Annotated in this window: 10 protein-coding genes and 1 pseudogene; 7 read left to right on the top strand and 4 right to left on the bottom strand. The window is 59.4% G+C overall.

The window, feature by feature from the left end:
- The 3 genes and pseudogenes from AQUI_RS0105375 to AQUI_RS27275 all read left to right on the top strand — a co-directional run bounded on the left by AQUI_RS0105375 (position 1) and on the right by AQUI_RS27275 (position 2,633).
- On the top strand, positions 1-456 hold the full coding sequence (locus AQUI_RS0105375) for a thioesterase family protein (RefSeq protein ID WP_027256582.1): 456 nt from the start codon (positions 1-3) through the stop codon (positions 454-456).
- 496 nt (positions 457-952) lie between these two features.
- The gene (locus tag AQUI_RS0105365; RefSeq protein ID WP_027256581.1) at positions 953-1,339 is read left to right on the top strand and encodes a metallopeptidase family protein; all 387 of its coding nucleotides are present in this window, start codon (positions 953-955) and stop codon (positions 1,337-1,339) included.
- Between the two features lie 167 nt (positions 1,340-1,506).
- A pseudogene (locus AQUI_RS27275) lies at positions 1,507-2,633 on the top strand (IS3 family transposase).
- 512 nt (positions 2,634-3,145) lie between these two features.
- Here the strand turns inward: AQUI_RS27275 and AQUI_RS0105350 are convergent.
- The 3 genes from AQUI_RS0105350 to AQUI_RS0105340 form a co-directional block, all read right to left on the bottom strand.
- Positions 3,146-5,110 (bottom strand): ABC transporter permease, encoded by a 1,965-nt coding sequence (locus tag AQUI_RS0105350; RefSeq protein WP_027256580.1) that lies wholly within the window; start codon positions 5,108-5,110, stop codon positions 3,146-3,148.
- Positions 5,107-6,138, bottom strand: coding sequence for a quaternary amine ABC transporter ATP-binding protein (locus AQUI_RS0105345; protein WP_027256579.1), 1,032 nt, complete (start codon positions 6,136-6,138; stop codon positions 5,107-5,109). Before AQUI_RS0105345 ends, AQUI_RS0105350 begins: the two co-directional genes overlap by 4 nt.
- Before the next feature lie 68 nt (positions 6,139-6,206).
- Positions 6,207-7,154 (bottom strand): ABC transporter substrate-binding protein, encoded by a 948-nt coding sequence (locus tag AQUI_RS0105340; protein WP_027256578.1) that lies wholly within the window; start codon positions 7,152-7,154, stop codon positions 6,207-6,209.
- Between the two features lie 186 nt (positions 7,155-7,340).
- On the opposite strand from AQUI_RS0105340, the gene AQUI_RS0105335 reads away from it, so the two are divergent.
- Positions 7,341-8,033, top strand: a complete 693-nt coding sequence (locus AQUI_RS0105335) for a response regulator (protein WP_027256577.1) — start codon at positions 7,341-7,343, stop codon at positions 8,031-8,033.
- On the opposite strand, the gene AQUI_RS0105330 is transcribed toward AQUI_RS0105335, so the two are convergent.
- Positions 8,014-10,911, bottom strand: coding sequence for an ATP-binding protein (locus tag AQUI_RS0105330; RefSeq protein WP_245596864.1), 2,898 nt, complete (start codon positions 10,909-10,911; stop codon positions 8,014-8,016). The two genes, AQUI_RS0105335 and AQUI_RS0105330, sit on opposite strands and share 20 nt — an antisense overlap.
- A gap of 122 nt (positions 10,912-11,033) precedes the next feature.
- Between AQUI_RS0105330 and torT the strand changes: the two genes are divergently transcribed.
- From torT to AQUI_RS0105315, 3 genes are all read left to right on the top strand, one after another.
- On the top strand, positions 11,034-12,086 hold the full coding sequence (gene torT / locus AQUI_RS0105325; RefSeq protein ID WP_051371830.1) for a TMAO reductase system periplasmic protein TorT: 1,053 nt from the start codon (positions 11,034-11,036) through the stop codon (positions 12,084-12,086).
- A 143-nt stretch (positions 12,087-12,229) separates the two neighbouring features.
- Complete coding sequence (locus AQUI_RS0105320; protein ID WP_027256574.1) at positions 12,230-13,435, top strand: YcaO-like family protein; 1,206 nt, start codon at positions 12,230-12,232, stop codon at positions 13,433-13,435.
- Positions 13,432-14,796 carry a TfuA-like protein gene (locus AQUI_RS0105315; RefSeq protein WP_027256573.1) on the top strand — a complete coding sequence of 455 codons (1,365 nt, stop codon included), beginning with the start codon at positions 13,432-13,434 and terminating at the stop codon, positions 14,794-14,796. The genes AQUI_RS0105320 and AQUI_RS0105315 overlap by 4 nt, the downstream gene beginning before the upstream one ends.
- Positions 14,797-14,810: the final 14 nt, after the last annotated feature.

The raw sequence follows: 14,810 nt of genomic DNA, 5'->3' as shown, positions 1-14,810 counted from the left end.
ATGGTCTACAGCTTTGAAACAAATGTCCTGCCCGAGTGGATCGACTACAACGGCCACATGCGGGACAGCTATTACGGGCTGGTTTTCAGTCTGGCGGTGGATGCCTTTCAGGACGAGATCGGCTTTGACGAGGCTTACCGCAGGCGCACCGGCTGCACCATCTACCTGCTGGAGGATCACAAGTTCTTTCTCCGCGAGGTGAAGGAAGGTGCCCGGGTCCGGGTCGAAACGCGTATTGTCGGATGCGACAGCAAGCGGTTCCATCTGCACATGCAGATGTTCAACGGCACTGCTTTGGCCAGTGTTGGCGAGTTCATGGAGCTGCACGTTTGTCAGCACCCCCAGCCGCACGCGATGCCCATGCCTGAAGAGATTTTGCAGAAGCTTGAGGCCGCCCGATTGTCCGAAAGCGAAGCTGAAAAACTGCCCAGACGATCGCGCGGCCTGTCACTTTAGGCAGTGGTTTAAAAAAATCCAAGGTTGAGCCTTTAGTCAGTCTCCAGGTTGGTCTTTGCCATTTCAATCAGGTGCGAACGGCCGCTCTGGGGAAGCTGCGCCGCGGCGATGTCCCCGTTGATCGACGTCAGCAATAAGCCGAATCTGCTAGGAAAGGAGGCGATAGTTTGCAGTTTTGCAGGGTCCGCTATCTGCGTAAAGCTGACGCAGAGTGATGCCCAGACTGCGCCTGCGGCGAACGACCGTTAAGTCCGCTTCTGCTCCTGAAATGCTGCACTGTGTACCAACGGCCGGTTTGGGGAAGCTGCAATGCCGCATGCGGAAGTCCGATGGATGACCGCAAAGGGCCGACCTTTGCTCTTAGAAAGGAAACTGTTGCCGGCAGCCAACGCAAATCGTGCTTTATGGGCCGAGGCTACTGCTCGCGCCAGGCATATGGACTTCCTCCTCGGTCTTAGCGGTTCACTACACCGTTTCAAGAAACCATATACAGTGCATGGACCAGGACCTTGAGCATTTCGAGAAGATCGCGCGCGCCACTATTGCTTCCCTACCGGGGGCATTCCGGCCTGCTGCAGAAAACGTCATTCTGTGCATTGCCGAGTGGCCTGCGCCGACCATGCTGGACGATCTTGGTTTTGCGGATCCGCACGAACTGACGGGGCTCTACGAGGGAATTCCCATGACCGAGAAGTCCATTCTCGACATGGGGCCGCCTCCGGATGTTGTCTGGCTCTTCCGTCAACCGATCCTGGCGGAATGGCGCGATCGCGGCAATGTCGAACTGAACGAGTTGATCGCGCATGTTGTTATTCACGAATTCGCCCATCACTTCGGATGGACTGACGAAGAAATCGCAACCATCGACCAATGGTGGGTCTGAGAAGTCGTTCACTGCCCAGGGGGGAAGTTGGGAGTGAGCCCATTGCGGTTACTGACCACCGGGCAGACCTGCGCATGTGCAGCGTGCCGCAAACGGCGCAGAGCGGACACTGAGCCTCCCCCAATGAAGTGGTCCGCCCCTATGATTAGGAAAGCGGAGGACCATAGATGGCGATTAAGAGACCCAAGCCTGAAGAGATTGTCGTGAAGTTACGGCAGGTTGAAGTGCTGATGGGGCAAGGCATGCCCCGAATAGACGCCATTCGGCAGATCAGTGTGACGGAACAAACCTATTGCCGTTGGAAGAAGAAGTACGGCGGAATGGGCACAGAACAACTCAAGGAACTGAAGCGGCTCCAGAAGGAGAACGAGCGCCTTCGCCGTGCCGTTTCAGATCTTACACTCGACAAACTGATCCTGTCAGAGGCCGCAAAGGGAAACTTCTGAGCCCCTCGCGCCGCCGTGCCTGCATCGATCATGTGCGTAGCCAAATCAAGATTTCCGAACGCCGTGTATGCCGCGTCCTGGGCCAGCACCGATCCACGCAGCGCCGGTTGCCACTTGGGCGTGCTGACGAAGACCGCCTGGTCGAGGACATGATCGAGCTGACACGTCAGTATGGTCGATATGGCTACCGTCGGATTGCCGCTCTGCTGTGAGACGCAGGCTGGCAGGTGAACGACAAGCGCGTCGAACGTCTATGGCGGCGAGAGGGGCTAAAGGTTCCCATGAAACAGCCCAAGAAAGGGCGGCTCTGGCTCAACAATGGTTCGTGTGTTCGGCTGCGGCCAGAGTATCGCAATCACGTCTGGTCGTACGACTTCGTGCATCATCGAACAGACGATGGTCGAGCGTTCAGGACATTGAATATTCTGGACGAACACAGTCGGGAATGTTTGGCGACCCGGGTGAGGCGGCAGCTGAACTCGACCGAGGTCATTGATGTTCTGACCGACCTGTTCATTCTTCGGGGCGTGCCTGCTTACATCAGGTCTGACAACGGCCCCGAATTCATAGCTGAGGCCGTCAGAGGCTGGATCAAAGCAGTTGGGGCTAAGACCGCATTCATCGAACCCGGGTCACCGTGGGAGAACGGATATTGCGAAAGCTTCAACGGGCGCATGCGCGACGAGCTGCTGAACGGTGAGGTCTTTTACTCGCTGCGGGAAGCCCAGATCATCATCGAAAGTTGGAGAAAACACTACAACACCAGACGACCACACAGTGCTCTGGGCTACCGCCCACCGGCTCCAGAGGCCATTGTTCCGGTAGACCAAAGGCCAACCATGCACTAACTTTCAACTTGGACCACTCAAGCGGGGCCGCTCAATCCTTGTTGTTCTCTTCCCGTGCTTTGCGAATTTTCTGCTCCGCAACATCGGATATTGTATTGGGCGCGTTTACAAAGTTGGATGCCAAATGAGGCGACGACTGGATGAGGCGGCATAGGAGTTGAAGCCTCCGGAAAACCTGGGGCGGTTCATTGCCATCTTGCCCTTGAATATGGGACAAGGCGATGCTGAGCGCTCGGACACAAGCTGGGCACAAGGCGCCAAGAAGTGCGACCGATCCGGCGCGTCGTGCCGGACCGGTCAATGGGAGATGCCTAGATCGTCGACGTCGAGGACGTACGCTTGGCTATGGCGCGGCTGAGGTTTTCCAGGTTTGCGAGCGCTTCGCGGCGTTCGGAACTGTCAGGTTCGATTAGCCGTTGCCGTTGGCATCCATGAACAGACAGCGAATGTTGCTGTATCCCCACAAACGCCTGCGATGGCGATTAGCGGGACGCCTTCGGGTAGTCGCGATGTCACTCCAGCCCCAGCGCATCTTTCTTGGTCTTTGCCCAGGTGCTGACCAGGTGGTCGACCATCAGTCCCATGAAAGCGACGGCAAGACCGAGCACCAGGCCTTTGCCCACATCGGTAGAAGACAGCGCACGCTGCATTTCCTGGCCCAGGTCCTGGGTGCCGATAAAGGCGGCAATGATTACCATAAACAACGAGAACATAACCGATTGGTTCACCCCGACCATGATGGTGGGCAGCGCCATCGGCAGGCGGACCTTCCATAGGGTCTGCATCCGGGTGGCACCGGACATATCAGCGGCTTCGATCAGGGTTTCGGGCACTTGGCGCAATCCTTCAATTGTGTAGCGCACCAGCGGCACGGCAGCAAAGAGGACAACCGCGCCGATCACCGCCACATCGTTCACCCCGAACAGCATGACCACCGGGATCAGGTAGATGAAGCTGGGAAAAGTTTGCAATGTGTCGCAGATGAGCAGGGCGATGGCGGCACGTTTCTCGTGAAACGACCCCCAGATGCCCAGCGGAAAGCCCAGCACGGTGGCAATCGAGACAGCAACCACCACGGTATAGACCGTAATCATCGCGCGGTCCCACCAGCCGGACATGGCGATGAGGCCGAAGAAGGCAACGCACACCAGCGCCGAGCGCAGGCCGCCGATGGCCCAGCCTGCGGCAGCCAGCAGCGTCAGCACTGCCGCATACGGCATCCATAGGAAGGCATCGCGGATCGGGATCAGCACCCAGGTGATCAGAAACCAGCGCAGCCACTGAGTGACCGGATCAATCAGCACGATGAACCAGTCCGCAACGGCATCAATCGGCTTGGAAATAGTGAAGGCTTCGCGGCGGCCGATCTGGTCCATCAACGGAATGAATTGTGCAAGAACAAAGCAGGCAAGGGAAAGGCCCGCAGCGATTAGCAGAAACTTGTTGCGGACCGCAAAGGAGATGCCCTTGTCAAAATGCTCAGGCTGCTTTGTCGCCCAGGCTTTGGTGCAGCGGTCCAGCATGACGGCCAGCAACACGATGGTGATGCCGATCTCGACCGAGCGGCCGATCTTCAGCGCCTGCAGCAATTGCAGCAGCTTCTGGCCCAGTCCAGGCATGCCGATGAAACTGGCCAGAACCACCATCGCAAGGCACTGCATGATGACTTGGTTCACGCCGACCAGGATCTCGGTCCGGGCGGTGGGGATGCGGACGTGGCGCAACAGCTGCCAGCGGGTGGAGCCGCACATGTGCCCGCTTTCAATCACTTCATGCGGGACCTTGCGCAAACCCAGCAAGGACATGCGGATCATCGGCGGTACGGAAAAGATGATGGTGACGATGGCACCCGCCTTGGGACCGACTCCTATAAAGACCACCACCGGAATCATATAGGCGAAATGCGGCAGGCTTTGCGCGATGTTGAGGATTGGATTGAGGATCCGCTCAAAGTTTTTCGAGCGCCAGGCGAGGATGCCCATAAGCAGTCCGAAGAGGATCGAGAACGGGGCCGCGACAACGATAACGGAGAGTGTTTCCATTGCCCATTTCCACTGCCCCATGACGGCGATCCAGACAAAGGTGCCACCGGTCAGCAGCGACAACCGCCAGCCTTGCAACGCATAGCCGATAACAAAGCCGATGCTGGCGATCACTGTCCACGGAATGGGGCCGACGCGTGGCCAGCGGTTTTTGCCGTAAAGCAAGTTGGCGGTCACATCGAGCAACCATTCAACCCCATCAGCAAAGGCGCGGGTCAGGTAGATTAGCCCAAGGTCGTCGCGCAGGAAATTAAAGATCGCGTTGATCCAGTCGGCAAAAGGCAGCACCAGCCATTCAGGCGGCCTTACCAGCCCTGCAGGCAGCACGGCGTTGCCCGCCGCCAGAACGCAGGCCAGTGCAAACAGCGCCCAGCCGGTCCTGGCGCGTGTCCATGTTTGAGGTTTTCCAGAAAGAACCATCGTCTGATCTGTCATGATGGCTCTCCCAGAAGCACATCCAGCGCTTCCTGCCGGTTCATCGCGCCGATCAGGCTGCCTGCGGTGTTGGCAACCGGCAGGAAATCCCGGTTGTCATTGACCAGCAGGCGCGCCAGCTCGGAGATGGTCTGATTCTCTCCGATCGGCGTGCCGGTCAGGCTGTGGCCGTTCACCTCGCGCGCCAGTACGCCGGCGTGCACCACGCGGGATTTCTCGATTTCTTCGGTGAATTTGGCGACATATTCGGTGGCCGGGTTCAGCACGATCTGATCCGGGGTATCGCATTGTTCAACCACTCCGTCCTTCATGATTGCAATTCGGTCGGCAAGGCGCAGCGCCTCGTCAAAGTCGTGAGTGATAAAGACGATGGTCTTGCCCAGCATTTCCTGCAGCCGCAGGAATTCGTCCTGCATCTCGCGGCGTATCAGCGGATCAAGGGCTGAAAACGGCTCGTCCAGGAACCAGATATCAGGTTCGATCGCCAGGCTGCGGGCGATGCCGACACGTTGCTGCTGGCCGCCTGACAGCTCGCGCGGAAAATAATCCTCACGGCCGGAAAGGCCGACCAGCTCGATCACCTCCAGCGCACGGGCGCGGCGTGCGTGCCGGTCCTGGCCGCGCATTTCCAGCGGGAAGGCGACATTGTCCAGAACGGTACGGTGCGGCAAGAGGCCGAAGCTCTGGAACACCATGCCCATCTTGTTGCGGCGCAGGCCGATCAGCTCCTTCTCGGACATCTCACCAATATTCTGACCTTCGACCCGGACCTCTCCGCCGGTGATATCAATGAGACGGGACAGGCAGCGTACAAAGGTGGACTTGCCGGAACCTGACAGTCCCATGATCACCAGCATTTCCCCCTTGGCGATATCCAGGGAAACGTCACGGACAGCTGCGATATAGCCAGCCTGGCGGATCTCATCAAAGCCCGGGTTGCCGGTCAGCGACTTCAGATACTGTTCAGGTTGGGCGCCAAACAGTTTCCAGACGTTTTTGCAGGAAATGACGGGGGTGGCGGCGGTCATGGCTTATCTTTCGTTGGCAGGGGAACCGGGGCAGCGAGCCGCCCCGGAAAAAGGGTTTGGAAGGGGATTCAGGATCCAGTCCAGGGCTTCCAGAGGTTCTCGTTGGCAGCGAGCCATTCAGCAGCGGCGTCCTCGGGCTCCATCTCGTCAATGTCGACCAGCTTGGCCATTTCCGCGATTTGCGGATTGGTGAAGCTGATTTCGGTCAGCGTTTCATAGGCGGCCGGCCATTTCTCTTTCATGCCGTCCCAAGCGGCCTTCTTCAGGTAGCCGTTGGCCGGATTGCCGCAGTCATAGGTGGCGTCCGGGTTCGGGCCGACGGCCGGGTCCGTGTCGCAGCCCTCGACCCAGGTGGGGAATTCGACGAATTCACCTGGCCAGACAGCTTCGGCAAAGTTCGGGGTCCAGTTGAAAATCACCACCGGTTTTTTTGTCCTTTCGGCAGCGGCAACTTCGGCCCAAAGCGCAGAGGCAGACCCTGCGTTCACAACTGTGAAGTTCATGTTCAGCGCTTCGACACGCTCCGCGTCATGCTTGAGCCAGTCAACAGGACCGCCCAGGAAACGGCCCTTGTCACCCGTTTCAGGTGTGGCAAAGGCTGCAGCGCAATCGTTCAACGCTTCCCAGCTTGGCAGGCCCGGGCAGGCGTCCTTGGTCCAGGCCGGGTACCACCAGTCTTCGCGGGTAACAGCGTTGTGGTCGCCTGCGTCATGCAGGCCGCCTTTGGACAGCGCTTCGTTGAAGGACTTGCCAAAGGCGCCTTCCCAGACTTCCAGTTCCAGGGTCACATCGCCAAGGCGGACTGATTCATAGACTGCCTGGCTGTCGGTCGACACATATTCGACACTGTTGCCCATCGATTCAAAGATTTGTCCGACAACGTGGCTCATCACGATCTGGCTCGACCAGTTGTGGATCGGAATGATGATAGGGTCCGAGGAATCCTCGGCCATCGCTATCGGGGCCGTCATCATCATGGCCGCAGCGCTGGCCATTAGGTATTGCCGGTATTTCATGTGTGTCTCCCTGTTGTCGCAGCCCTGGTCCTGATGGCCTGAGCCTTTCCGCGTTTTGAAAGCCGGGCTTTCGAGACAAGAAGTTAGGCAGCAGTTGTGAACAGGTCAGCCCGGCGGGATGAACAGGCTGGTCAGTTTTGTTAAAATTTGTTAACCGATAGGAATAATTGCGGGGGCTTCAAAATCATGGCGCATATTTTGATCATTGAGGACGAGCCCGTCACCCGGGCCACTCTCGCCAGTTACCTGGATGCCCAAGGGTACAGTGTTTCGCAGGCTGAGACTGCCGAAGACGCGGAAAGCATACTTGAGGAACAGGATGTTGATCTTCTGCTCGTCGACATCAACCTGCCCGGAAAAGACGGGCTGCAGATTACGCGGGAACAGCGTGCCAAGTCCGAGTTGGGGATCATCCTGGTGACAGGCCGGGATGATGAGATTGACCGGATTGTCGGGCTGGAACTTGGCGCGGATGATTATGTCTGCAAGCCCTTCAATCGGCGCGAATTGCTGGCTAGGCTGAAAAACCTGCTGCGGCGGACGCAGGATGTCCGGCGTTTGTCACGCCGGATCTACAAGTTCGGGAAATTTCAGTTCGACGTCGCGGCGCGGCATCTGCAAACGGTGCAGGGTAACAGCATTTCCCTGACCCGGGCCGAATTCGAAGTGCTGGACATGCTGATCAGCCGGGCAGGGGAGGTGGCCTCGCGCGATGCACTGATGAGCCGGGTCACCCACCGGCAATACGGCGCAAACCCCCGTACCGTGGATGTGCTGATCCGGCGCCTGCGCGGCAAGCTGGAGGAGGATCCCGCCAATCCGCGGGTAATCACCACCGTGCATGGCGAGGGCTATGTGTTCACGGCGCCTTTGAACTGACAGTCTCGCACTCGCGCAGCACTGCGGCCAGCACCTCCAGGATCTGCGGGACCAAGACTGCCAGCTTGTCCAGCTGGTCTTGGGCTGCGTTCAGTTCCCCATTTTCTGAGTGTGCTTCCAACGCTGCCAGCAGCGCTGCGAGATCCTGCTGGCCAAACGTGCTGGCAGCCCCTTTGGCGCGGTGCGCTTCTTTGGCAAGTGACCCGAAATCTTGCATTTCCAAAGCCGCAGTCATCTGTGCAAGGCCTCGCGGAAGCTCCTGTTTGAATATTCTTGCGATGTCCAGAGCTTGCACTTTGCCAAGGTCCCGTATGTTTTCCTGCATCTGTTTGTGAAGGCCGGCGCGGCGGTCCGGCTGTTCAAGAACTGCCTGGCGGGCCGACAAATAGATCGCACCCTCGCGCCCTTGCATGACGCTGTCCAATGCCTTGGCCAGCCGTTCGGGGGAGACAGGTTTGGCGACGAAACCGTTCATGCCAGCCTGCAGGTGAGTCTCGATCTGGTCCTTTTGCACATGCGCCGAAATGCCGATGACCGGCAGTTCGGCAATCCGCCGGTCGGGCAGGGCGCGCAGGCGGCGGGTGGCCTCGGTGCCGCTGATGCCCGGCAGGTTCACATCCATCAGCACCAGATCAAAACCGGAGCCGGGCAGCAGTTCCAGCGCGCTTTCGGCGCTGCCGGTGCATTGGCAATTGTGCCCCATACGCTCCAAGTACCCTCGAGCGACCATCTGATTGATTTCGTTGTCCTCGACCACCAGCACAGACAGGGGGTGGTCGGCTTTCGTTGCCGGTGCGGGCGGGTCTTCAAGCACAAGATCAGCGGGGTTGCCCGGTTCCAATTCCAGGGACAGTGTGAAAACGGATCCCACGCCGGAGGTGCTTTCCAGCGACAATCTGGCACCGATGGTTTCGGCGAAATGCCTGCTGATTGCCAGCCCCAGCCCGGTGCCGCCGAATTTGCGGGCGGTATCTGTGTCCTCTTGCTCGAAGGCCTCAAAGATTCTGGACTTTGCTTCCGCCGATATGCCCTTGCCGGTGTCGCTGACTTCAAAGGTCACCCGGTGGCGCCTGCGGGCATCATCAGTGGCTCGGACCCGCAAAATGACCTCACCTTCTTCAGTGAACTTCAATGCATTGGATAAGAGGTTGAAGAGGATTTGCCGGAGCTTGGCTGCATCGCCCTGCACGGCATCTGGCAGATCTTCAGGCGCATCCAGCCACAGATGGACATTTTTACTGTCCGCGCCGGGCCGCAGCAGCACGACAATGTCGGTCACCAGTTCCCGCAGGGAAAACGTGCTGATTTCCGGCTTCAAGGCGCCGCTTTCGATTTTCGAGTAGTCTAGAATGTCATTCAATATCTTCAGCAGATTTTGGCCGGAGACCAGCGCCGCCCGCAGCCGCTCCATCTGCCTGGGCGGCAGGCCATCGTCCGAAAGGCTGCGCAGCATGCCAAGCACGCCATTCATTGGCGTGCGGATTTCATGGCTCATCATGGCGAGAAACTCGGATTTGGCTTGATCGGCGGTTTCCGCTTTCTGCCGGGCTTCGTCATGTGCTTCGACTTCTTCTTGAAGCCGTTCGGTCTGTTCATTGACCAGGGCCTGCAGATTGTTGCGGTGTTCCCGAAGTTCCTGTTCATTGCGGTCCCGGACACTTTCCAGTTCCAATTTGTCGATGGCTTGCTGGCGGAAAACTTCCACCGCGGCTTCCATCCGGGCGATTTCGTCATGCCCTCTCGGCCGTACCCGGTGGTCCAGCTGGCCCCGCATCAGGGCTGCCATCGTGCCCGACAGCTGATTCAGGCGCCGGGTGATACTGCCGCGCACATAAAACCACAGGACTGCAAGCGACAGCACAAACCCTGCAATTGCAGCAAAACCGTTGCGCAATTGGGCCCGCTGAACGTCGAGAGCGGCAGCATTGCCGGACCGAATCACCCGCGCTTGGGCTTGATCCGCGACGGCTGCGGCCTCGTCGCCAAGCCGCAAAGCGGTAGCCTGCAGGCCCTGCTGGAGCGCGGTTATGCGGCCTTCGGTGGCCAGAATCCTGTCACGCAGCACAAACAGCCCGATGTCCTGCTCCGAGACAGTGCGCAATTGCGCGGCATAGCCTTCGGCCTGCTGGCGCCGTCCAGGGTCGCGGATCGCCTTGATCCGGCGGGAAACGACGAGCAGCCGGCTGGTCAGCGAGGCCTCGATCTCACCCAGTTCGGTTTCATCGCCGGCGTCTTCGATCCGGTTGATCAGCAGGCCGATTTCGGCAGTCTGCGAACGCAGCTCGAACATCAGGCCCAGTTGGAACAGGTCGACCTCGATCAGCTTGTCCAGCGTATCGGTACGGGCTTGCTCCTCAATCGGGGACGCGCCGGGGCCGTAAAGGCTTGAGATAACTGCAGTAGTGCCCATCTCGGCGTTTGCCACCAAAGTGTCGGCCATGCTGAGCAAGTTGTTCGCAGCAGAAAGATTTAGTCCGGCCAGCTGGTTGAATTCGCTGTGCAGGGCGATGCGGGTTTCGACTAGCGCGTTCAGCAGTGGCAGCACGCGGGAAGCCTCCGTCACTGTGGCACGCAGCCGGGCGGACCCTGTGCTGCCGGCTGTCTCCAGCGCATCAAGCCGGCGGGTCAGTGCTTCGACTTGGGCTGACAGGAATTTCGCCCGGTTTTCCCGTTCGGATTGGGTGTCAACTGCGGCCAGTTCCGGAGCGATCGCAATAATGCGGGTGCTTTCCTCGGCCATGCCGCGGACTTCGGCAATGGCCGGGATGGTCTGGCTGATCACTTCCGCCTGGCGGCGCGCAAGCACCCGCAGCTCGACCAGGCCAAGGATGCCTGCAAGGGTGGGCAGCCCCGCAATCACGATGAATGCGAGGCTCAACTTTCCGCCAAGACCGAGCTTTGCTAACATCCCTGAACTGTCGCGCGCATTTGCCTTTTCTGCAATTTTGAATTTCCCTTTTGCATTCTGCTGCCTATCCTCAGTGCCTGGAAGGAATTTTCATGCGCGCACTTTGGTTTCTGTTCTTCTCAGTGTTTTGCACTGCAGCCGCCGCGGGCAGCTGGCGCCTGCAGGTTCCCCGAACCCCGTTCGACTACGAAAGCGGATACGAGACTGCAGATTATCAGCCCTTGGAACGAGCCTCGCAAATATGGCGGCTGTGCATCGCGTATCCGCATCTGAAGGATGCCTATTGGCTGAGCGTCAACTACGGAATGGTGGCGGAGGCGGCACGGCTGGGGGTTTCCTTCAAACTGGTTGAGGCCGGCGGGTATCCGAACTTGCAGCGGCAGATCCGCCAGACCGAAGACTGTGTGGAGGCGGGGGCAGATGCCCTGATCCTGGGGACGGTCTCTTTTGCGGGTCTTACCGGAACGGTGGAGCGGATTGCGGCGAAAGTTCCGGTAATTGCAGCGGTGAATGATATCGCGGATGCGGGGATCACTGCCAAGGTCGGTGTGTCCTGGACGGAAATGGGCGCTGTTGCCGGGCGCATCATCGCTGCGCGGCATCCAAAAGGCACCCCTCCAGTGAAAGTAGCCTGGTTTCCGGGTCCCGAGAATGCGGGCTGGGTGAAATTTGTTGAGCAAGGGTTTCGCGCGGGGCTGGCGGAAAGCTCAGCGGTGATCGCAGTAACGAAATACGGAGACACCGGTCGGGAGATCCAGGTTCGCCTCGTCGAAGAGGCGCTGGATGAGGTGCAGGACCTGGACTACATCGCCGGGTCTGCGCCCGCTGCCGAGGCTGCGGTGTCGGTCCTGCGTGCCCGGGGATTGCAGGGGAAAGTTCAGGTTGTGTCGGACTACATGACCCACGCTGTCTATCGTGGTGTTCTGCGTGACCGCATCATTGCAGCACCCACGGATTTCCCTGTTCTGCAAGGGCGGCTGGCGGTGGAAATGGCGGTGCGGGCTATAGAAGGAAAGCTGAGCGTCAAACATACCGGGCCGGAAATCCAGGTCTTTGATCAGAACTCGCTGCGCGGGGATATGCTGGAGCAGTCTTTGGCGCCGGCAAGTTTTGTACCGGTCTTTGATTTTCATCCGCAACGGTGACGGTGCTGCGGCGGCATTAGACCGGCCAGCGGCAGTTTTGTTGACCGGCGGCGTGTGATCCACCATCCTTATCCAAAGATTGCGGGATACCAACAGGCGGCCAGCGGACTTTCTGTGGCGGCCGTTTCAATGAGGTCTGCCCCATGCAAAAGGCGCAGCAGAAGGGATATGTTCTGGACACCCACCGGCTGTGCGATCCGGCGCAGACGTTGGCAGTTGTCCGGTCGCATCTTGCCGGCATGGGCATCACCCGCATTGCAAATCTGACCGGGCTGGACCGGATCGGATTGCCAACCGTTATGGTAACAAGGCCGAATTCCCGCTCCGTTGCCGTGGCGCTGGGCAAGGGGCTGACGCTGGAAGCGGCACAGGCCTCGGGCGTGATGGAAGCGATCGAGACCTGGCACGCGGAACGGATCACACTGCCCTTGCGGGCAGCCAGCTATCTGGACTTGCGGCAAGACGCATTTGTTGCGGATGTTGAGCGGCTGCCCCGTGTGACCGGCGGCAGCTTTGATCCGCATCATCCGATGCTATGGATCGAGGGGGAGGATCTTGCGTCAGGCCAGCCGCATTGGCTGCCCTACGAAATGGTTGACACCGACTATACCGCGCGGCCCTGCGGCGGGCAGGGTGCGTTTCCGCGCACGACCAACGGTCTTGCCTCGGGTAACAGCTTGGCGGAAGCCACCTGCCATGCCATCTGCGAGTTGATTGAAAGGGATGCGATCACTCTGTGGCACCATGCACTGCCGGGTCCGCGTATTGATCCCGAAACGATAGACGACCCGCGCTGCCGTGCGGCGCTGGAACGGTTTGCTGCGGCAGGATTGTCAGCCGGAGTTTGGAATATTGCCTCGGACACCGGGGTGGCGGCGTTTCATTGCATGATTTGCGAAGGCGGCACCCGGCCCGGTCATATCGGCATAGGCAGCGGCTGCCACCCGGACCGGGCCATTGCCCTGTTGCGGGCGCTGACCGAGGCGGCACAGACGCGGCTGACCTATATCTCCGGCGCGCGCGACGATCTGGACCCGGATGAGTTTACCCCCAAGGCGTCGGCAGAACGCGCTCAGTATGTCCGGGCGGTGTTGGCTCGAACCGACCCGGTGGACCGGCTGCAAGATTGCCCGTCCTACTCATCGCCGTCGTTCGAAGATGACCTGGCATGGCTCCTGAACCGGCTGGGGGATGCGGGGATGGAGCAAGTTCTGACGGTCGATTTGTCGCGTCCGGGTCTGGGTATCTCTGTGGTGCGCGCGGTGATCCCGGGACTGGAGGCGCCGCATGACGATCCGGATTTCATAGCAGGCCCGAGGGCCCTGAGAACAGCGGAGGCGCAGGATTGACGGCAGTTGTTTTTGCAGGCCCGACAATCAGCACTGAGGAGGTCTGGAACCTGCTGAATGCCACTGTTCTGCCGCCGGCTGGTCAAGGCGACATTTACCGGGCCGCCCGTCAAGGTGCGACGGTCATCGGCTTGATCGACGGGTACTTCGAAGGCGTGCCCTCGGTCTGGCACAAAGAAATCCTGTGGGCGCTGGAGCAGGGGATCGCGGTGTTCGGCAGCGCCAGCATGGGGGCGCTGCGGGCGGCTGAACTGTCTGCGTTCGGGATGGTTGGCATTGGGGACATCTATGAGGCCTATGCTGCAGGTGAAATTTGCGACGACGACGAAGTTGCTGTTCTGCACAGCCCGGCAGAATTGGGCTTTGCACCGCTGAGCGAACCGATGGTCTCGATCCGGGCAACCCTGGCGCGCGCGGCAGCTGACGCGGTGCTGGAAGCGGATCAGGCTGCGGAACTGTTCAGAACGGCCAAGCAACTGTTTTATCACGACAGGACCTGGGAACAGATCCTTGCGGGATTTGCGGATGCATCCTGGCTTGACAGGTTTTCGGCCTGGCTGGAAACCGGTCGGGTGGATGCCAAGCGCGAGGACGCGCAGAAGATGCTGATCCGTATGGCGGCCTTTCTGGAGGCGGGGGGGAAGGCCGCTTCCATTCCACCTGAGAAAGTTGAACGCTCGCTTGCCTGGCAGGGTTTGGTGCGGCGGATCGAGGCGGAGGCGTACAGCCTGCCGGATGCGGACCTGCAGGTGCTGGATGAGTTGCGCCTGGAGCCCGGGCGCTTTGGTGTATTCCGGACCCGTGCTGCAGTGCGCTGCTTGGCGCTGGAGGATGCCAGACGAAAGGGGATGCGCGCGGACCGGCAAGAGATTTTAGAGCAATTGAACAGCCACCGGGAAACACTCAAGCTTTTCCGCAGTGCCGACCTCAAACAGTGGCTGGCTGAAAACAGGCTGACGGCTGACGGGTATGAAGCGCTGCTTGGAGGAACAACGCTGGCTGGCACCGCCGTGAATGCCTTGGGCGAACAGCTGGATCTGCACTTGCTGGCAGAGCTTCGGCAGGCAGGCGCCTTTGCGCAATTGAAATCCCGCGCCATTTCCAAGTCGCAGTGGCTGGCTGAACAAAACCAGCCGGGCAGCGACCAGCCTGAGCAGGACCGGGTGCGGTTGATCCTCTGGTACTTCGAAACACGCCTGCAGCGGGAAATTCCGGATGACCTGGATAAGTATGCCTCGGGTATCGGCCTTAAAGACCTTGATGAATTCTATGCGCTGATCCGGCGTGAATTCATGTATCATCAAAAGGGAAAAACACAGTCTGCACCGGAAGGCAGGGACCAGGCAGGGCACATAGGGTGAAACCTCCGCAGAAC

The organism is Leisingera aquimarina DSM 24565 (assembly GCF_000473165.1).
Classification (GTDB): Bacteria; Pseudomonadota; Alphaproteobacteria; order Rhodobacterales; family Rhodobacteraceae; genus Leisingera; species Leisingera aquimarina.
The sequence above is the reverse complement of the archived record's forward strand: the minus strand, read 5'-3'. Positions and strand labels throughout refer to the sequence as shown.